The sequence below is a fragment of the Lysobacter sp. Root604 genome, from assembly GCF_001427505.1.
In the GTDB taxonomy this organism is placed as follows: domain Bacteria; phylum Pseudomonadota; class Gammaproteobacteria; order Xanthomonadales; family Xanthomonadaceae; genus Lysobacter.
Window position 1 is genome coordinate 1,087,969 of the sequence record NZ_LMGS01000001.1, and the last position, 18,509, is coordinate 1,106,477.

Genomic DNA, 18,509 nt, shown 5'->3' on the forward strand with positions numbered 1-18,509 from the left:
CTTCGCTCGATGGCCGAACTCAGAGCGCCTCGAACACGCCCGCCGCGCCCATGCCGGTGCCGATGCACATGGTCACCAGGCCGTACTTCTGCTGACGACGGCGCAGGCCGTGGACGATGGTCGCGGTGCGGATCGCACCGGTCGCGCCCAGCGGATGGCCCAGCGCGATCGCGCCGCCCAGCGGGTTGACCTTGGACGGATCCAGGCCGCTGTCGCGGATCACCGCCAGCGCCTGCGCGGCGAAGGCTTCGTTGAGCTCGATCCAGTCGATCTGGTCCTGGGTCAGGCCAGCCTGCTTGAGCGCCTTGGGAATCGCCGCGATCGGGCCGATGCCCATCACTTCCGGGCGCACGCCGGCGACCGAGAAGCTGACGAAACGCGCGAGCGGGGTCAGGCCGTAGTCCTTGACTGCCTGGCCGGAAGCCAGCAGCACCGCGGCCGCGCCGTCGCTCATCTGCGAAGCGGTGCCGGCGGTGACCGTGCCGCCGAACTGGCCGTTGCGGAACACCGGCTTGAGCTTGGCCAGCGCTTCCAGCGAAGCGTCGGCGCGCGGGCCCTCGTCCAGCTCGATCAGGCTCTTGCGCAGCTTGATCGTGTTGCCGCTCAGATCGGGCTGGTGCGACAGCACCTCGTAGGGGCTGATCTCGGCGGCGAACTCGCCGGCCTGCTGCGCGGCGATCGCCTTGCGGTGCGAGGCCAGCGCGAACGCGTCCTGGTCCTCGCGCGAGATCTTCCATTCCTCGGCGACCTTCTCGGCGGTGATGCCCATGCCGTAGGCGATGGCGACGTGGTCGTCCTTGAACACGCTGGGGCTCAACGCGACCTTGTTGCCCATCATCGGCACCATCGACATCGACTCGGTGCCTCCGGCCAGGACCAGGTCGGAGTTGCCCAGGCGGATCTCGTTGGCGGCCAGGGCCACGGCCTGCAGGCCGGAGGAGCAGAAGCGGTTGATGGTCTGCGCGGCGATGGTGTTGGGCAGGCCGGCCAGCAGCACGCCGATGCGCGCCACGTTCATGCCTTGCTCGCCCTCGGGCATGGCGCAGCCGATGATGGCGTCGTCGATGCGGTTGAGGTCGATGCCCGGGGCCTGCGCCACCACCGACTTCAACACGTGGGCGAGCATGTCGTCGGGACGGGTGTTGCGGAATACGCCGCGCGGGGCCTTGCCGACCGGGGTGCGGGTGGCGGCGACGATGTAGGCGTCTTGAACTTGCTTCATGATCTTTCTCCGAAAGAGGGATTCGGGATTAGGGATTCGGGATTAGTTAGGAACGGCGATTCGGGAACCGCTTTTGCGAATCCCGAATCTCGAATCACCAATCTCAGTTCCTCAGCGGCTTACCGGTCTTGAGCATGTGCGCGATGCGCTCCTGCGTCTTGGGCATCTGCGCCAGGGCGACGAAGTGTTCGCGCTCGAGCTTGAGCAGCCATTCCTCGTCGACCAGCGCGCCGCGGTCGACTTCGCCGCCGCAGATCACGGTGGCGATGCGGGTGGCGATCTCGTAGTCGTGCGGCGAGATGAAGCGGCCTTCCAGCATGTTGACCAGCAGCATCTTGAAGGTCGCGATGCCGACGTCGCCGGCGACCTGGACGCGGCGGCCGGGCAGGGGCGGGCGATAGCCGCTCTCGGCCAGGGCGCGGGCCTGGGCCTTGGCCACGTGCAGCAGTTCGAAGGCGTTGAACACCACCGCGTCGCCGTCGCGCGCCAGCTTGAGCTCGCGCGCCTCGAAGGCCGAGGTGGAGACCTTGGCCATGGCCACGGATTCGAACGCGGTCTTGAGCTGGGCGAACACATCGCCGCCCGGGCCGGCCGCGTCGGAGGCGCGCACCGCGAACTCCTTCAGGCCGCCGCCGGCCGGCAGCAGGCCAACGCCGGCCTCGACCAGGCCGATGTAGCTTTCCAGCGCGAACACGCTCTTGGCCGCGTGCATCTGGAACTCGCAGCCGCCGCCCAGGGCCAGGCCGCGCACCGCCGCCACCACCGGCACCAGCGCGTACTTGATGCGCTGACTGGTGGCCTGGAAGTTGGCGACCATGGCCTCGAAGCCCTTGAGGTCGCCGGCCTGCAGCAGGCCGAGCGCGCCGGACAGGTCGGCGCCGGCCGAGAACGGCTCCTTGGGCTGCCAGATCACCACGCCCTTGAACTTCTTTTCGGCGATGCCGATCGCTTCCTGGATGCCGTTGAGCACGTGGTCGTTGACCGTGTGCATCTTGGTCTTGAAGCTGATCACCGCGATGTCGTCGCCGTCGTCGGCCCACAGGCGGATGCCGTCGTTCTCGAACACGGTCTGGCCCTGCGAGAACTTCTCGCCGAGCAGGGCGTCGGGGAAGCGCTGGCGCGCGTAGACCGGGTTGGACGAGCGCGCGACCTTGGCGTTGCGGCCCGGGCTGTAGCTGCCGTCGGCAGCGTGCACGCCGTCGCGGCCATCGAACACCCAGTTCGGCAGCGGCGCGGGCGCCATCGCCTTGCCGGCCACGATGTCCTCGGCGATCCAGTCGGCGACCTGCTTCCAGCCCGCGGCCTGCCAGGTCTCGAACGGGCCCAGCGACCAGCCGTAACCCCAGCGCATCGCGAAGTCGACGTCGCGCGCGGTGTCGGCGATCGATTCCAGATGGAAGGCGCTGTAGTGGAAGCTGTCGCGGAACACCGCCCACAGGAACTGCGCCTGCGGATGGCCGCTGGCGCGCAGGGCGGCGAACTTCTTGGCCGGGTCGCGCTCCTTGAGCAGGGCGGCGACGTCGGCATCGAGCTCGCCGGCCGAGACGCGGTAGTCCTGCGCCTTGAGGTCGAGCACCAGGATGTCCTTGCCGCGCTTGGTGTACACGCCAGCGCCGGTCTTCTGGCCCAGCGCGCCCTTTTCGATCAGCGCGGCCAGCCACTTGGGCGCCTTGAAGTACGAGTGCCAGGGGTCATCGGGCAGGGTGTCGGCCATGGTCTTGATGACATGGGCCATGGTGTCCAGGCCGACCACGTCGGCGGTGCGGTAGGTCGCCGACTTCGGGCGCCCGATCGCCGGACCGGTCAGGGCGTCGACGGTGTCGAAGCCCAGGCCGAACTGCTCGGTGTGGTGCATCGCGGCCAGCATCGAGAACACGCCGATGCGGTTGCCGATGAAGTTCGGGGTGTCCTTGGCGATCACCACGCCCTTGCCCAGGGTGGTGGTGAGGAAGGTTTCCAGGCCCTCGAGCACGCTGGCGTCGGTGCCGCGGGCCGGGATCAGCTCGGCCAGGTGCATGTAGCGCGGCGGGTTGAAGAAGTGCACGCCCAGAAAGCGGTGGCGCAGTTCCTCGGGCAGGACTTCGGCCAGCTTGTTGATGCCCAGGCCGGAGGTATTGGAGGCCAGCACGGTGTGCGCGGCCACGAACGGCGCGATCTTCTTGTACAGGTCCTGTTTCCAGTCCATGCGCTCGGCGATGGCCTCGATGATCAGGTCGCAGTCGCGCAGCTGTTCCAGGCCGGTTTCGTAGTTGGCCGCGCTGATGCGCTCGGCCAGGCCCTTGGCGGCGAGCGGGGCGGGGCTGAGCTTGCCCAGGTTCGCGATCGCCTTGGCGACGATGCCGTTGGGGTCGCCCTCCTTGGCCGGCAGGTCGAACAGCACCGTGTCGACGCCCGCGTTGGTCAGGTGCGCGGCGATCTGCGCGCCCATGACGCCGGCGCCCAGGACCGCGGCACGGCGGACAAGCAATTTATTAGACATCGTCTGCAACTCCTTGGATTGATTGCATTTATGTTGCAGCGTCCGGGCGGAAACGGAGGCGAGGGCCCCGATGGGGTCGCCCGGACGCGACAGGAAAAAAGCGGCTGGGCGCGGCGCTCAGCTCTTGAAGCCGGCGGCGGCGAAGCGGATCAGTTCGCGGCCCGCGCGTTCACGATGCGCCGCCTCGGTGACACCGGCGGGACGCTTGATCAGGCCGAAATCGGCCATGGCATAGGTCAGGGCGCCGGCCAGGAAGTCCAGGCGCCAGTACAGCTCTTCCTTGCTCAGGCCCGGCACCGCGGCCGCGATCGCCTTGGCGAATTCGCGCAGCACGTGGCCGTAATGGTCGGACAGGAACTTGCGCAGGCTGTCGTTCTTCTCGGCATAGGCGCGGGCGACCACGCGCACGAAGGCGGCGCCGCCGTGGCGGTCCTGGGCCAGGGCCAGGGCCGGTTCCACGAACGCGGCCAGGATCGGATCCAGCTCGCCCGGATGCTGCTGCACGGCCTCCTGCAGGGCGCTCAGGCGCTGCCGGCTCATGTCGTCCATGCGTCGGCGGAACACCTCGTTGACCAGGTTTTCCTTGCTGCCGAAGTGGTAGTTGACCGCCGCGATGTTGACGTCCGCGCGGCTGGTCACCTGGCGCAACGAAGTGCCGGTGAAGCCGAACTGGGCGAACAGTTCCTCGGCGGCGCCGAGAATGCGGTCCTTGGTGGAGAAATGCGCGGTGGCGGCCATGGGGCTCCGGGGCTGGGCTGAATCAAACGCTTGTTTGATCCTAGTCCCGCCCCGGCCGGATCGTCAACGGATTTTCAGCACAACCGTGCAAATCGCCTGACCGATCCGGTAGAATTACCGTAGCCATATTGGCTAAACCCGCGTCCTGTCGCGGGTTTTCTGTTATTCTCGGGCCCTCGCAAGGAAGCAGCAGCGGCCCGCCTACCCGGAGAATTTCCATGGCGCTGGAGCGCACCCTGTCCATCATCAAGCCCGACGCCGTCGCCAAGAACGTCATCGGTGAGATCTACACGCGCTTCGAGAAGGCGGGCCTGAAGGTCGTCGCCTCCAAGATGAAGCACCTCTCCAAGCAGGAAGCCGAAGGTTTCTACGCCGTGCACCGCGAGCGTCCGTTCTTCGCCGCCCTAGTCGAATTCATGATCAGCGGCCCGGTGGTGATCCAGGCGCTGCAGGGCGAGAACGCCGTGCTCAAGCACCGCGACCTGATGGGCGCGACCAATCCGAAGGACGCCGCGCCGGGCACGATCCGCGCCGACTTCGCCGACAGCATCGATGCCAATGCCGTGCACGGCTCGGACAGCCTGGAGAACGCCGCGATCGAGATCGCGTACTTCTTCCCGGCCACCGACGTCTACGCGCGCTAAATCGCCGTGACCGAGCTGCGCGCCAACACGAACGATCTTCCGCACGCCGGCGACGCGCCGGCGGCGGCAACGCCCGTGAGCGCGCAAGCCCTCGCCAACGACGTCGCGATCGCGGCGGCGCAGCCGGCCACGCCCGGCTACGTCGCCGTCGATCCGAGCAAGACCAATCTGTTCGATCTCGACCGCGTGTCGCTGGAAGACTTCTTCGAGCAGACCCTGGGCGAGAAGCGCTTCCGCGCGCACCAGGTGATGAAGTGGATCCATCACCGCTACGTCACCGATTTCAACGACATGACCGACCTGGGCAAGGCGCTGCGCGCCAAGCTCGAGCAGCATGCGCAGGTGCGCGTGCCGCAAGTCGTGTTCGACAAGGCCTCGACCGACGGCACCCACAAGTGGCTGCTGGGCATGGACCCCAAGAACGCGATCGAAACGGTGTTCATCCCCGACAAAGGCCGCGGCACCCTGTGCGTGTCCTCGCAGGTCGGCTGCGCCCTGAACTGCCAGTTCTGCTCCACCGCCACCCAGGGCTTCAACCGCAACCTGTCGACCGCCGAGATCATCGGCCAGGTCTGGGTGGCGGCGCGCCATCTGGGCAACGTCCCGCATCAGCAGCGCAAGCTCACCAACGTGGTGATGATGGGCATGGGCGAGCCGCTGGCGAATTTCGACAACGTCGTGCGCGCCATGAGCATCATGCGCGACGACCTGGGCTACGGCCTGGCCAACAAGCGCGTGACCCTGTCCACCGCCGGCATGGTGCCGATGATCGACAAGCTCGGCGAAGTCAGCGACGTCTCGCTGGCGGTCTCGCTGCACGCGGCCAACGACGAGTTGCGCAGCGAACTGGTCCCGCTCAACAAGAAGTACCCGATCGCGCAGTTGATGGAAGCCTGCGTGCGTTACGCGCTGCGCAAGCGCGGCACCTCGGTGACCTTCGAGTACACCCTGATGAAGGGCGTCAACGACCAGCCCCAGCACGCGCGTCAGCTGCTGCGTCTGCTGCGTCAGTTCGACAACGCGGTGCAGATGAAGGACGCCGCCAAGGTCAACCTGATCCCGTTCAATCCGTTCCCGGGCACGCGCTTCGAGCGCCCGGACGACGCCGCGATCCGCAGCTTCCAGAAGCTGCTCAACGACGCCGGCATGATCGCGCCGGTGCGCCGCACCCGCGGCGACGACATCGACGCGGCCTGCGGCCAGCTCAAGGGCCAGGTCATGGACCGGACCCGGCGCCAGGCCGAATTCCGCAAGAAACTCGAATCTCAAGGGCTGGGCGATGCGGCTTGAAGGACGTCGGCTGTGGGTCAAGTGGCCGCTGTTGGCGGCGCTGATCGCGCTCGCCGCGATCTCGCTGTCCGGCTGCAAGCGCCTGACCTTCGTGCGGCCGAACTTCGATAAGGCCAAGTACGAGCACACCGGGCCCGACTACGCGGTGCGCGACGACAAGCGCACCAAGGACGCTTCCTCGGCGCGCACCCGGGTGCAACTGGCCCAGGCCGCGCTGCGCAACGGCGACCTCGACGGCGCCGAGCGCGACGCCCGCACCGCGCTCAAGGCCGACCCGCGCTCGGTCGACGCCATCACCATCCTGGGCGCGGTCGCCGAACGCCGTGGCGACATGGCCGGGGCAGGGCAGCACTACAAGAAGGCGGTCGATCTCGCGCCCGAGCGCGGCGCTTTCCTCAACAACTACGGCGCCTGGCTGTGCGCCAGCGGCCACGCCGCCGAATCGCTGAGCTGGTTCGACCGCGCCCTGGCCGACAGCGCCTACGCCACCCCGACCGCGGCGCTGGCCAATGCCGGCAGCTGCGCCGCCACCGCCGGCCAGACCCAGCGCGCCGAGCGCGACCTGCGCACCGCGCTGGCGCTGGACGCCAACAACGCGCTGGCCCTGGGCGGCCTGGCGCGGATCGAGCTGCAGCAGGGCAATGCCTTCGAGGCCCGGGCTTTTTCTGAACGCAGGCTGGCTGCCGCCCCGGCGGATCCGGACGCGCTGGTGCTTGCGTCACAAATCGAACAAAAACTCGGCGACACGGCTGCCGCCGCAAGATACGTTCAGCGTCTACGGGCGGAGTTCCCTGACGCGCAGGGCTCCGGGACAGGGGATGACGGTAAGCGATGATGCTTTCTAACGAAGTCGCGCCTGACGGCGGGGGTAGCTGTGGCGCGCGCCTGAAACTCGCCCGCGAACGGGCCGGTCTGTCGCACGCGGACGTGTCCGCGCGCCTCAAGATGCCGACCCGCGTGGTGCAGGCGCTGGAAGAGGACGACCTGTCGCGCATCGGCGCGCCGGTGTTCGTGCGCGGCCAACTGCGCAGCTATGCGCGCCTGCTCGGGGTCGATCTGGAACCCGAACTCGACCGTGTCGCCGTCGCCCAACTGGCGCCGTCGCAGCTGGTCAGCCACACCCACACGCCGCGCTACCGCCGCGTGTTCGAACAGGCCACCCGCCGCGCGATCTACATCGTGCTGACCGCCGCGATCGCGGTGCCGGTCTGGCTGGCCACGCGTCCGCACCTGGACAGCAACCTGGCCGTGCAGTCGCTGGACGTGCCGGCCAGCGCGCTGAGCGCCGGCGCCACGCCCTCCACCGAACCCGCCGCCGCGGCCCAGCGCACCCCGCTGATCGCCTCGATGGCGCCGCTGCCGGCCGCGCCGGCGGCGCAAGCGCAGACCGCCTTGTCGCTGAACTTCACCGGCGACAGCTGGGTGCAGGTCTACGCGACCGACGGCAGCACCCTGGAACAGGGCCTGCTCGGTGCCGGCGAACGCCGCAGCTACGCCGCCGGCGAAGTCGCGCGCGTGGTGCTGGGCAACTCGTCCGCGGTCGAAGTGCAGCAGGCGGGCCAACCCGTCGATCTGGCGCCGTTCAGCCGCGCGAACGTCGCGCGCTTTACGCTATCCTCTGACGGTTCCCTCGCGCCGGTCTCCGACTGACCCGCGACGCGGGTCTGCGCATGCCCCGGTAATCCGGCATGTCCCTCACTGGCCCGCACTGCGGGCCGGTCATATTCCTTTGGGCTCCAGCCGGTCGGCGGAGCGAGATGAACGATGGCGATCGACGATCTGGCTGACGAACACGAACAAAGCGAACGCGTACTGGAGTGGCTGCGCCGCAACGGCGCCGGACTGATCGGCGGCATCGCCCTGGGTCTGGCCGCGATCGGCGGCTGGAAGTGGTGGGAGAACCATCAGGTCCAGCAGCAGGCGCAAATCGCCAACCAGTATCAGGCCGCGCTCGACGCGATCGAGGCCAAGGACAAGGGCGCCGAAGCCAAGGTCAAGGCGCTGGGCCAGAACACCTATCACACGCTCGCCGCGCTGCGCCTGGCGCAGTCGCAGGTGGTCGCCAACCAGCGCGACGCCGCGATCGCGACCCTGCGCTCGATCCAGAGCGACGAGCCGGCCATCGCCGAGATCGTCAATCTGCGCCTGGCGCGTCTGTTGATCGACGCCAAGCAGGCCGACGCCGCGCTCAAGCTGCTGGCCAACGCGACCACGCCCACCGCCATCGCGGTGCGCGGCGACGCGCAACTGGCCCTGGGCCAGCGCGCCAAGGCGCAGGAAGCGTATACGCAGGCGATGACCAAGCTGGACGTGGCCTCGCCGCAGCGCCGCCTGCTCGAACTCAAGCTCACCGAAGCCGGCGGTTCCCCGGTCAAGCCCGAGGCCAAGTCTTGATGAAGGTTGCAGCCATGCCCCCCAGCCGCACCGTAGTCCGCGTTTCCGCCGTCCTGATGTGCGCTTTCGCGCTGGCCGGCTGCTCCACCGTCAAGGGCTGGTTCGGCGGTAGCAAGAAGGACGACGGCAAGCCCAACGAGCCGGTCGAACTGACCGACATCACCCCGACCGCCAACGTCGCCAAGCTGTGGTCGACGCATGCCGGCAAGGGCGAGGACCGCATGGGCGTGCGCCAGGGCCCGGCCATCGCCGACGGCCGCGTCTACGCCGCCGCGATCGAGGGCGGCGTGCACGCCTTCGACCTGCAGACCGGCAAGTCGATCTGGGATTACCTGCCGATGCGTCAGGGCGAGGACGCCAAGAAGAAGGACAAGGACATCCGCCTCTCCGGCGGCCCCGGCGTGGGCGAAGGCCTGGTCGTGGTCGGCAGCCTGGAAGGCGACGTGATCGCACTGGACGCCGCCAGCGGCGCCGAGAAGTGGCGCGCCAAGGTCGGCAACGAAGTCATCGCCGCGCCCGCCGTCGGCATGGGCCTGGTGTTCGTGCGTTCCAACGACGGCCGCCTGAGCGCGTTCGACGCCGCCAGCGGCGAGCGCCGCTGGTTCTGGACCCGCGACGTGCCGATGCTGTCGCTGCGCGGCAACGACGCGCCGGTGCTGGGCCCGGGCTTCGTCTTCGTCGGCAACGACGACGGCACCGTGGTCGCGCTGTCGGCCACCGACGGCCGCCCGATGTGGGAGCAGGCCGTGTCGCAGCCGGAAGGCCGCACCGAGCTGGACCGCATGGCCGACATCGACGGCACTCCGGTGCTGGAAGGCAGCACGCTGTACGCGAGCAGCTTCAAGAAGCAGACCCTGGCGATCGACGGCCCCAGCGGCCGCCCGATGTGGAACAGCGAGCACGGCGGCGCCGGCCGGATCGGCGTCAGCGCCGACCGTCTGGTCGTCACCGATCCCACCGGCACCGTGTTCGGCCTGGACAAGGCCGGCGGCAGCGCGATGTGGCAGCAGGCCGGCCTGGCCCGTCGCAACGTCACCGGCGCCGCGATCCAGGGCGATTACGCCGTGGTCGGCGACTTCGACGGCTACGTGCATTGGCTGAAGCTCGACAACGGCGAGTTCGCCGCGCGTCAGCGCGTCGGCGGCAAGGCCCTGCGCGCCGCGCCGGTGGTCTCCGACGGCGTCCTGGTGGTGCAGAACGTCGAAGGCGAGCTGACCGCGTTCAAGCTGCAGTAAAGCCGGGATTCGGGATTCGGGAGTAGGGATTCGCAAGAGCGGATCCCGAAGCGGCGCGGTTTGCGTCGTCCGGCTCGACCCACCGTCAGGTAGGGCCCGGTCGGCGTATGCCGCTCCGGGCCGTTCGTTTGTGGCCTTTAAGCGCGCCCTTTACCAGCGCGGCAAAACGCCGGGGCGGCCGCTCTGGCACTATGTACCGCTATGCCCTTCGGAAATCCGGCCGCGAGCCCCTGGGCTCCGCGCTTGTGCTTTTCCGAATCCCGAATCCCGATTCCCAAATCCCGGCTCTAAATCATGCTTCCGTTAGTTGCCCTCGTTGGCCGCCCCAACGTCGGAAAATCCACCTTGTTCAACGCGCTCACGCGCAGCCGCGATGCGCTGGTCCACGACCAACCCGGCGTCACGCGCGACCGTCACTACGGCGTCTGCCGCCCCGAGGGCCTGCGCCCGTTCGCGGTGGTCGACACCGGCGGCATCGCCGGCGAGGACGAAGGACTGGCCGGCGCGACCGCGCGCCAGGCCCGCGCCGCCGCCGAGGAGGCCGACCTGGTGCTGTTCATCGTCGATGGCCGCGAAGGCGCCTCGGCCCTGGACGACGACATCCTCAAGTGGTTGCGCAAGGCCGCGCGTCCGACCTTGCTGGTGGTCAACAAGACCGACGGCATCGACGTCCAGGCCGCGCTCAACGATTTCGCCCGTTACGGCTTCAGCGACCGCGTCGCGGTGTCCTCGGCGCATCGCCAGGGCATCGACCGCCTGCTCGAGGAAGTGCTGGCCAAGCTGCCGGAAGAGGGCACCCAGGCCGAGCTCGACAGCGACCCCTCGCGCATCCGCGTGGCCTTCATCGGCCGCCCCAACGTGGGCAAGTCGACCCTGGTCAATCGCCTGCTCGGCGAAGAACGCATGATCGCCTCCGAAGTGCCGGGCACCACCCGCGATTCGGTCGCCATCGACATGGAACGCGACGGCCGCCTGTACCGGCTGATCGACACCGCCGGCCTGCGCCGCAAGTCGCGCGTCGAGGAAGCGGTGGAGAAGTTCTCCATCATCAAGACCCTGCAGGCGATCGAGCAGTGCCAGGTCGCGGTGGTGATGCTGGACGCGGGCGAGGGCGTGACCGACCAGGACGCCAGCGTGCTCGGTTACGCGCTGGACGCCGGCCGCGCGCTCGTGGTCGCCGTCAACAAGTGGGACGGCCAGACCGACTATCAGCGCCAGCAGACCGAAAACCTGTTGGTGCGCAAGCTCGCCTTCGTAGACTGGGCCGAGGCGGTGCGCATCAGCGCCAAGCATGGCTCCGGCCTGCGCGAGCTATTCAAGGCCGTGCACCGCGCCCACGACTCGGCGACCCGCGAGTTCGCCACCGCCGAGGTCACCAAGGCGCTGGAAATCGCCTACGAGACCAATCCGCCGCCGGTGGTGCGCGGTCACGTCGCCAAGCTGCGCTACGCCCACCCGGCGGCCAGCAATCCGCCCACCTTCGTCGTCCACGGCACGCGCCTGCGGACCCTGGCCGACAGCTACAAGCGCTACCTGGAAAACTTCTTCCGCAAGCGCTTCAAGCTGGTCGGCACGCCGGTGCGCTTCATCTTCAAGGAAGGCACCAACCCTTACGAGGGCAAGAAGAACGTGCTGACCGAGAAGCAGGTGGCGAAGAAGCGGCGCTTGATCCGGCATGTGAAGCGCGGGAAGTGAGGCGGGCGCGCAGGTGTTGCGCGCTCGACTGAGATAGCTCGTAGTAGCGTAGATACCCGCTCCTCAGCGTCGTCATTCCCGCGAAAGCGGGCTCCGCTTCACTTCGGCGGAGCCGAACATCCAGTGGCTTTAGCGCCATGCAGCGATGATCGTCGTTAGTTCCCTAGCAGCGTCTAATTCCATGGCTGTTCTTTGCCACTACTCGACATCTCGTAGCGCTCGCTAAAGTCACTGGATGTTCGGCTCTGCCGAAGTGAAGCGGAGCCCGCCTTCGCGGGAATGACGAGCAAAAGCGCGCGGTGCTTGCGGGCTTGCACTGCTAGTTCGTCTTCGGAGTCGATCCCAAGCCAATGCGAGCGCAGCCTGCCAACGTTATCGCCCCCTCCGACCTGACCCTAGGCCTCCTAGCCGGCGGCCGCGCCACCCGCCTAGGCGGCCTCGACAAAGCCTGGCTCGAACGCGACGGCGTCGCGCAGGTACTGCATCTCACCCAGCGCTACGCAGCCCAAACCAGCGCGACCCTGATCAGCGCCAACCGCGACCTCGACCGCTATACCGCCCACGGCCTGCGCGCCGTCCCCGACCCGCATCCCGACCTGGGCCCGCTGGGCGGCCTGGAAGCGCTGGCCGCGGCCACCACCACGCCCTGGTTGTTCACACTGCCGGTCGATGCCTTGAACCCGCCCGACGATCTGCTCGCGCGCCTCGCGGCCGCCGGCCCGCACGGCGCCTGCGCGATCGACGACGACGGCCTGCAACCCTTGTTCGCGCTCTGGCACGTGGACAGCCTGCGCCCGACGCTGCGCGAGGCGCGCGCGCAGGGCCGCCTCGCGGTGCAGCGGCTGCAGACCGATCTGGGCATGGCGCGCGTGCGCTGCGATGGCCTACGCTTCGGCAACCTCAACACGCACGACGATCTGGCCGCGGCCGGAATCGTCGCGCCCGCACGCGATTGATCGAAGCCATGCATGAGTTCCCGACCGGTCTGAGCTACGACGAAGCGCTGGCCATCGTCGCCGAGGTCGCGGCCACGCACCGCCTCGACACCGAAAGCCTGGCCCTGCCGCGCTGCCACGGCCGCGTGCTGGCTCAGGACGTGGACGCGCCGCTGGCGTTGCCGCCGTTCGACAACAGCGCGATGGACGGTTACGCCTTCCGCCATGCCGATCTGGCCGGGCAGGGCGACGGCCTGCGTCTGGCCGGCGAGCAGTTCGCGGGCGCCGCGCTCGCGCTGGCGCTCGACGCGGACCAGTGCCTGCGCATCACCACCGGCGCAGCGTTGCCGGCGGGCGCCGACACGGTCGCGATCAAGGAAAACGTGCGGCTCGACGGCGAGCGCGTGCGCATCCCGGCCGACACAGTCCCTGGCGCCAACGTGCGCTACGCCGGCGAAGACGTGCGTGTGGGCGACCGTGTGCTGCACGCGGGCCAGGCGCTGACGCCGGCGCGGGTGTCGCTGGCTGCCTCGCTGGGGCTGCCCTCGCTGCGCGTGGCGCGGCGCCCGACCGTGGCGGTGTTCACCACCGGCGACGAACTGGTCGAACCCGGACTGCCGCTGGGACCGGGTCAGATCCACGACAGCAATCGCGACCTGCTGATGGGCTTGCTGCGCGCCGACGGCCTGGAGCCCACCGCCTGGCCGCGCCTGCCCGACGATCCGCGCCAGGTCGAGATCGCGCTGCGCGACGCCGCCTGCGCCTTCGACCTGATCCTGACCTGCGGCGCGGTCTCGGCCGGCGAAAAGGACCATGTGCCGGCCGTGCTGGCGCAGTTTGGGCGTACCCATTTCTGGAAGGTGCGCATGAAGCCGGGCATGCCGCTGCTGTTCGGCAGCCTGGACCAGGCCCGCTTCCTCGGCCTGCCGGGCAATCCGGTCTCGGTGATGGCGACCTATCTGACCTTCGGACGCGCCCTGATCGACGGCCTGCAAGGCCGCAGCGAGCCGCGCCCGCGCTGGCGCGCGCGCCTCGCCGATGCGGTCGACAAGACCCACCCGCGCCGCGAGTTCATCCGCGCGCGCCTGTACGCGGGCGAGGACGGCAGCCTGTACGCCGATCCCAATCCCGCCACCGGCTCGCACCGCCTGCGCGCGGCCGCCGATTCCAATGCCCTGATCGTGATCGGCGAAGGCCCGCAACGCCTGGCCGCCGGCGCGGTGGTCGAGGTGCTGCCGTACTGATGCGCGCAACGCTGCGTCGCCGTCCGCGCCGCACAGCGCCACCGCGAAGGCGGATAATCGCGGCATGAGCATCGAACGCATCACCCCGGCCGAAGCCCGGCGCCGGCAACGCGCGGGCGCGGTATTGATCGACGTGCGCGAAGCCCACGAACGCGCCGCCGGCCGCGCCGAGCACGCGCTGGGCGTGGCCCGCACCGAGCTGGAAACCGACCCCGCCGCCAGCGTCGCCGACCGCGACGCCGAGGTCCTGCTGATCTGTCAGTCCGGCGCGCGTTCGCTGCTGGCCGCGCAGGCACTGCTAGAGGCCGGTTACACGCGCGTCGCCTCGGTCGACGGCGGCACCGCGCGTTGGATAGCCGAGGGCCTGCCGCTGGCGCCGCCGGATGCGCAGGCCGATTTCTACGACCGCTATTCGCGCCACCTGCGTCTGCCGGAAGTGGGCGAGGACGGGCAGCGCCGGCTGCAGGCCGCGCGCGTGGCCATGGTCGGCGCGGGCGGCTTGGGTTCGCCGGCCGCGTACTACCTGGCCGCGGCGGGCATCGGCACGCTGGTGCTCGCCGACGATGACCGCGTCGATCGCAGCAACCTGCAGCGCCAGATCCTGCACACCGAAGCGCGCATCGGCACGCCCAAGGTCGAGTCCGCGTGGATCGCGCTGACCGCCTTGAATCCGCACATCGAGGTGATCGCGTTCCCCGAGCGCATCGATTCGGGCAACGTCGAGCGCCTGATCGCCGACGCCGATGTGGTCATCGACGGCGCCGACAATTTCCCGGTGCGCTATCTGCTCAACGACGCCTGCGTGAAGCTGGGCAAGCCGTTGATCTACGGCGCCGTGCATCGCTTCGAAGGCCAGACCAGCGTGTTCGACGCCGGCCGCCAACGCGGCCAGGCGCCGTGCTACCGCTGCCTGTTCCCGGAGCCGCCGCCGCCGGAAGCCGCGCCCAACTGCGCCGAGGCCGGCGTGCTCGGCGTGCTGCCAGGGGTGATCGGCCTGTTGCAGGCGACCGAGGCGATTAAGCTGATCCTGGGCCTGGGCGAGCCGCTGCGCGGACGCCTGCTGCATTTCGACGCGCTGGGCATGCGCTTTCGCGAAACCCGCCTGCGTCCCGATCCGGGCTGCGCGGTGTGCGCGCCGGGCCTGGCCTTCCCGGGCTACATCGACTACGCCGCGTTCTGCGCCTTGCATTGAGCGCGGCGATGTGAAAACGGCCGACACACGGACTGTGCGACGTTCGCTCCATCGGGGATAGCCGATGGAGCGGAGCATGCGGGCAGGGTGGGCGACGATAGCGCTGTGGCTGGCCATGGCCCTGATACCCGCGCACGCCAGCGGCGTCTGCGTCCCCGCCGCCGGGCCCGACAGCTACGCCAACCGCATCGCCGCCATCGCCTGCCAGGAGAACGCGCTGTGGTTCGGCGCCTTCATCGACGGCGACGGCCGCCTGGCCAGCACCACCGTCGCCGAAGCCGAGACCTCGCGCCTGCGCGACGCCAGCACCCCGGCCTGGCGCCGCGTCGCCGACTACTGGAAGGGCAGCGGCCTGCTGTGGCAGATGAGCAGTTTCGCCGGCGCCAGCGAATGCGGCTATTCGCCGGCCGCCGATCCCGACCAGATGCGCGTCGCCAACGCCTCCTGCCGCGCCTTCCTGATCGACAACCCCTGGTCGGCGGTGTTCGTGTCCTACGTGATGAACCGCGCCGGCGTGCCCAACTTCCGCGCCTCGGCCAGCCACATCGACTACGTGCGCGACGCCTACCTGCATCCCGACAGCAGCCCGTACACCTTCGCCGATCCCGACACCACCGCGCCCGCGCCGGGCGATCTGCTGTGCTTCGTGCGCGCCTCGTCCACGCCGTTCGGCTACGCGGGCCTCAAGGCCTTCCTCGATCGCGACCAGGGCGCCTTGAACATGCACTGCGACATCGCCGTTAGCATCGACGGCGGCAAGCTCTATCTGATCGGCGGCAACGTGCTGCAGAGCGTGACCCTGCGCGAGCTCAACCTCAATGCCGGCGGCCAGCTGTGGGCCTTGCCGCGCCGCGACGGCGCGCCCGCGGACTGCCGCCCCGGTCACGAGCAGGGCTGCAGTTTCAATCGCCAGGACTGGGCCGCGCTGCTCAAGCTCAAGACCATGGTGCCGACCACGCCGGCGCCGACCCTGACGCCGATGCGCAATTGCTGCGAGGTCTGCCCGCTGCCTATTCCCGAAGGCATGCAGCGCTGCCCGGCCGCAGCGGCTGCGTCGCCGCTGCCGGAAGCGCCCGCGCCGGCGAACTAGCGCGCCGCGTCCGCCACCGCGAAGAACTCGCGCAAGGCCTGCTCGAACGCCGGCTGCTCGCCGATGCTGCTGTGGTCGGCATAGGACAGCGCGACCACTTTGGGCGGTGTCGCCAGCGCAGCGATCAGGCGGTCGGTGTTGCCGGCGGGGATCACTTGGTCGAGGCCCGCGCGCAGCACCAGGGTCGGTCCGCGATAGCCCGCCAGCCAGCGCGCCGAGTCGAAACGGTCGCGCACCAGCCAGCCCACCGGCAGCAGCGGATAATGCGACTGCGCGACCGCGGCCAGGCTGTCGAACGGGGTCACCAGGGCCAGCCGCGCCACCGGCCGTTGCGAGGCGACGTGGCTGGCCACGCCGCTGCCCAGGCTGCAACCGATCACGTCGATGGGCTGGCCCGGATGCGCGGCGCGCACGCGGTCGTAGAAGCTCAGCGCGTCGCCGAACAGCGCCGCCTCGCTGGGCTGGCCGTCGCTGGCGCCGAAGCCGCGGTAGGCGAGCAGATAGACGCTGCGATCGGGAAATAGGCGCGCGAGCTGGTCGCGGCGCGCCTCGATGCGCTCGGCGTTGCCGCCGAAGTAGAGCAGGGGGCGCGGCGCGTCCGGGTTCACCGCCCAGCCGCGCAACTGCACGCCCTCGCGTTCCAGCACGAAATCGGTGCTGGCCGGATCGACGCGCGTGTACTGGCCGTAATAGATCAGGTCGCGCTGCTTGGCGTACATCAGGCCGCAGATGCCGGCGTAGACCACCGCCGGCAACCCCAACATCGCCATCCAGGCATGCCGCGAGACTTTGAGCGCCATCGTCACCCCCTGGCCGATACGGTTGCTTGCGAACGGTCTCGACTATGACCAACGACGAACGCGTCTGGCAACGGGCGTTCGACCGATGCCAGTCTGGAGGGTCCGAGCGAAGGCCGCGTCTAGACCGCGGCGATCACCGCGTCGATCTGCTCGGGCGTGGTCGCGTAGCTGGTCACCAGGCGCAGAAAACGCTGGTCGGCGGCGATCGCGAAACCCTCGGGCAAACCGCGGCTGGACCAGCCCGCGCAGACGATGCCGGCTTCGCGCCAACGCGCTTCCAGCGCTGCCGGCACCACCGCGAACACTTCGTTGGCCTGGGTCGGCCAGGGCAGGCGCACACCCGGCCGCGCGGCCAGCGCCGCGGCCAGGCGCGCCGCCATCGCGTTGGCGTGCAGGGCGTTGTCGCGCCAATGCCCGTCTTCGAGATAGGCGGCCATCTGCGCGCCGAGCAGGCGGCTCTTGGACAGGGTGTGGCCGGCGCGCTTGCGTTGGAACGGCAACGACGCGGCCAGCGCCGGATCGAACATCAGCACCGCCTCGCAGGCCAGCGCGCCGTTCTTGGTCGCGCCGAACGTGATCGCGTCGAAGCCGGCCTGCCAGCTCATCGCCGCGGCGCTGCAGCCCAGCGCCACCATCGCGTTGGCGTAGCGCGAGCCGTCCAGGTGGCAGCGCAGGCCGTGCCGGCGCGCCAGCGCGGTCAGCGCCTGCAGCTCGTCCAGGCTGTACAGCGTGCCGGCCTCGGTGACCTGCGACAGCGACAGCGCCGCCGGCTGCACGCTGCGCGCGACGCCGGGGCTGAGGCGGGCGAGGGCGTCGGTCAGGCCGGCGGGGGTGATCTTGCCGGCCACGCCGGGTATGCCGATCAGCTTGGCGCCGCCGCTGTAGAACTCGGGCGCGCCGCACTCGTCTTCGAGGATGTGGCTTTCGGCGTGGCATAGCACCGCGCCCCAGGGCGGACACAGCGCGGCCAGCGCCAGCGCGTTGGCGGCGGTGCCGGTGGCGGTCAGGCAGACCTGCAGCGGTCGCTCGAACAGTTCGGCCAGCGCGGCCTCGGCCTGGGCGCAGTAGCGGTCGGCGCCGTAGGAGGGTTCGGCGTCGGCGTTGGCGCGCACGATCGCATCCAGCACCTGGGCGCTGGCGCCGACCACGTTGTCGCTGGCCAGATTGATGCGGGAGGCGGCCCCGCTCATCGCGGATGCGCGCGCTGCGCGGCCTCGAACGCGGCCAACTGCTCCGGGGTGGCCTCGGCCTGGTGCTGCGCCTTCCATTGCGCGAAGGGCTGGCCATAGACCGCCTCGCGCGCTTCGTCGCGGGTCATGCCGATGCCGCGCGACTCGGCGGCCTCGCGGTACCAGTCGGCCAGGCAGTTGCGGCAGAAGCCGGCCAGGATCATCAGATCGATGTTCTGCACGTCCGGGCGGTCCTGCATCAGATGCTGGCGCAGGCGCCGGAACGCGGCGGCCTCGATGGCAAGGGTGTCGTGATCGATTTCGTTCATGGCGGCTCGGTTGGTGCGTCGTGAATGGGGGATAATGCGCGGCCCAGAACCCG

At 69.5% G+C, this 18,509-nt stretch carries 17 protein-coding genes; 11 read left to right on the plus strand and 6 right to left on the minus strand.

From position 1 onward, the window contains the following. Positions 1–19: 19 nt before the first annotated feature. The 3 genes from ASD69_RS05075 to ASD69_RS05085 form a co-directional block, all read right to left on the minus strand. Positions 20–1,225: an acetyl-CoA C-acyltransferase gene (locus ASD69_RS05075; RefSeq protein WP_056174645.1), complete on the minus strand. Its 1,206-nt coding sequence runs from the start codon at positions 1,223–1,225 to the stop codon at positions 20–22. A 100-nt stretch (positions 1,226–1,325) separates the two neighbouring features. After that, positions 1,326–3,701, minus strand: coding sequence for a 3-hydroxyacyl-CoA dehydrogenase/enoyl-CoA hydratase family protein (locus ASD69_RS05080; RefSeq protein WP_056174646.1), 2,376 nt, complete (start codon positions 3,699–3,701; stop codon positions 1,326–1,328). A 117-nt stretch (positions 3,702–3,818) separates the two neighbouring features. Then, positions 3,819–4,439, minus strand: coding sequence for a TetR family transcriptional regulator (locus ASD69_RS05085; protein ID WP_056174648.1), 621 nt, complete (start codon positions 4,437–4,439; stop codon positions 3,819–3,821). 218 nt (positions 4,440–4,657) lie between these two features. On the opposite strand from ASD69_RS05085, the gene ndk reads away from it, so the two are divergent. From ndk to ASD69_RS05140, 11 genes are all read left to right on the plus strand, one after another. Next, positions 4,658–5,083, plus strand: coding sequence for a nucleoside-diphosphate kinase (gene ndk / locus ASD69_RS05090; protein WP_055906769.1), 426 nt, complete (start codon positions 4,658–4,660; stop codon positions 5,081–5,083). Positions 5,084–5,191: 108 nt separating this feature from the next. Then, entirely contained in the window at positions 5,192–6,373 is a 1,182-nt protein-coding gene (gene rlmN, locus ASD69_RS05095) for a 23S rRNA (adenine(2503)-C(2))-methyltransferase RlmN (RefSeq protein ID WP_056176589.1), read from the plus strand. Beyond that, positions 6,363–7,208 carry a type IV pilus biogenesis/stability protein PilW gene (gene pilW, locus ASD69_RS05100; protein ID WP_056174651.1) on the plus strand — a complete coding sequence of 282 codons (846 nt, stop codon included), beginning with the start codon at positions 6,363–6,365 and terminating at the stop codon, positions 7,206–7,208. Before rlmN ends, pilW begins: the two co-directional genes overlap by 11 nt. Then, complete coding sequence (locus ASD69_RS05105; RefSeq protein WP_157489328.1) at positions 7,208–8,023, plus strand: RodZ domain-containing protein; 816 nt, start codon at positions 7,208–7,210, stop codon at positions 8,021–8,023. Before pilW ends, ASD69_RS05105 begins: the two co-directional genes overlap by 1 nt. A 114-nt stretch (positions 8,024–8,137) precedes the next feature. Then, positions 8,138–8,767, plus strand: coding sequence for a tetratricopeptide repeat protein (locus ASD69_RS05110; RefSeq protein WP_056174655.1), 630 nt, complete (start codon positions 8,138–8,140; stop codon positions 8,765–8,767). Positions 8,768–8,781: 14 nt separating this feature from the next. Next, complete coding sequence (bamB, locus tag ASD69_RS05115; RefSeq protein ID WP_056176591.1) at positions 8,782–10,002, plus strand: outer membrane protein assembly factor BamB; 1,221 nt, start codon at positions 8,782–8,784, stop codon at positions 10,000–10,002. Positions 10,003–10,296: 294 nt separating this feature from the next. Next, entirely contained in the window at positions 10,297–11,697 is a 1,401-nt protein-coding gene (gene der / locus ASD69_RS05120) for a ribosome biogenesis GTPase Der (RefSeq protein ID WP_056174656.1), read from the plus strand. Between the two features lie 350 nt (positions 11,698–12,047). Then, complete coding sequence (locus ASD69_RS05125) at positions 12,048–12,653, plus strand: molybdenum cofactor guanylyltransferase (protein ID WP_056174659.1); 606 nt, start codon at positions 12,048–12,050, stop codon at positions 12,651–12,653. 8 nt (positions 12,654–12,661) lie between these two features. Further along, positions 12,662–13,876 (plus strand): gephyrin-like molybdotransferase Glp, encoded by a 1,215-nt coding sequence (gene glp / locus ASD69_RS05130; protein WP_056176593.1) that lies wholly within the window; start codon positions 12,662–12,664, stop codon positions 13,874–13,876. A 64-nt stretch (positions 13,877–13,940) separates the two neighbouring features. After that, on the plus strand, positions 13,941–15,068 hold the full coding sequence (gene moeB, locus ASD69_RS05135; protein WP_056174660.1) for a molybdopterin-synthase adenylyltransferase MoeB: 1,128 nt from the start codon (positions 13,941–13,943) through the stop codon (positions 15,066–15,068). A 76-nt stretch (positions 15,069–15,144) separates the two neighbouring features. Next, entirely contained in the window at positions 15,145–16,158 is a 1,014-nt protein-coding gene (locus ASD69_RS05140; RefSeq protein ID WP_162250614.1) for a DUF2272 domain-containing protein, read from the plus strand. On the opposite strand, the gene ASD69_RS05145 is transcribed toward ASD69_RS05140, so the two are convergent. From ASD69_RS05145 to ASD69_RS05155, 3 genes are all read right to left on the minus strand, one after another. Then, positions 16,155–16,958 (minus strand): alpha/beta fold hydrolase, encoded by an 804-nt coding sequence (locus tag ASD69_RS05145; protein WP_056174665.1) that lies wholly within the window; start codon positions 16,956–16,958, stop codon positions 16,155–16,157. The two genes, ASD69_RS05140 and ASD69_RS05145, sit on opposite strands and share 4 nt — an antisense overlap. A gap of 119 nt (positions 16,959–17,077) precedes the next feature. Next, positions 17,078–18,148 carry a beta-eliminating lyase-related protein gene (locus tag ASD69_RS05150; protein WP_200943941.1) on the minus strand — a complete coding sequence of 357 codons (1,071 nt, stop codon included), beginning with the start codon at positions 18,146–18,148 and terminating at the stop codon, positions 17,078–17,080. Beyond that, positions 18,145–18,456, minus strand: a complete 312-nt coding sequence (locus tag ASD69_RS05155; RefSeq protein WP_056174666.1) for a DUF1244 domain-containing protein — start codon at positions 18,454–18,456, stop codon at positions 18,145–18,147. Before ASD69_RS05155 ends, ASD69_RS05150 begins: the two co-directional genes overlap by 4 nt. Between the last annotated feature and the right edge of the window lie 53 nt (positions 18,457–18,509).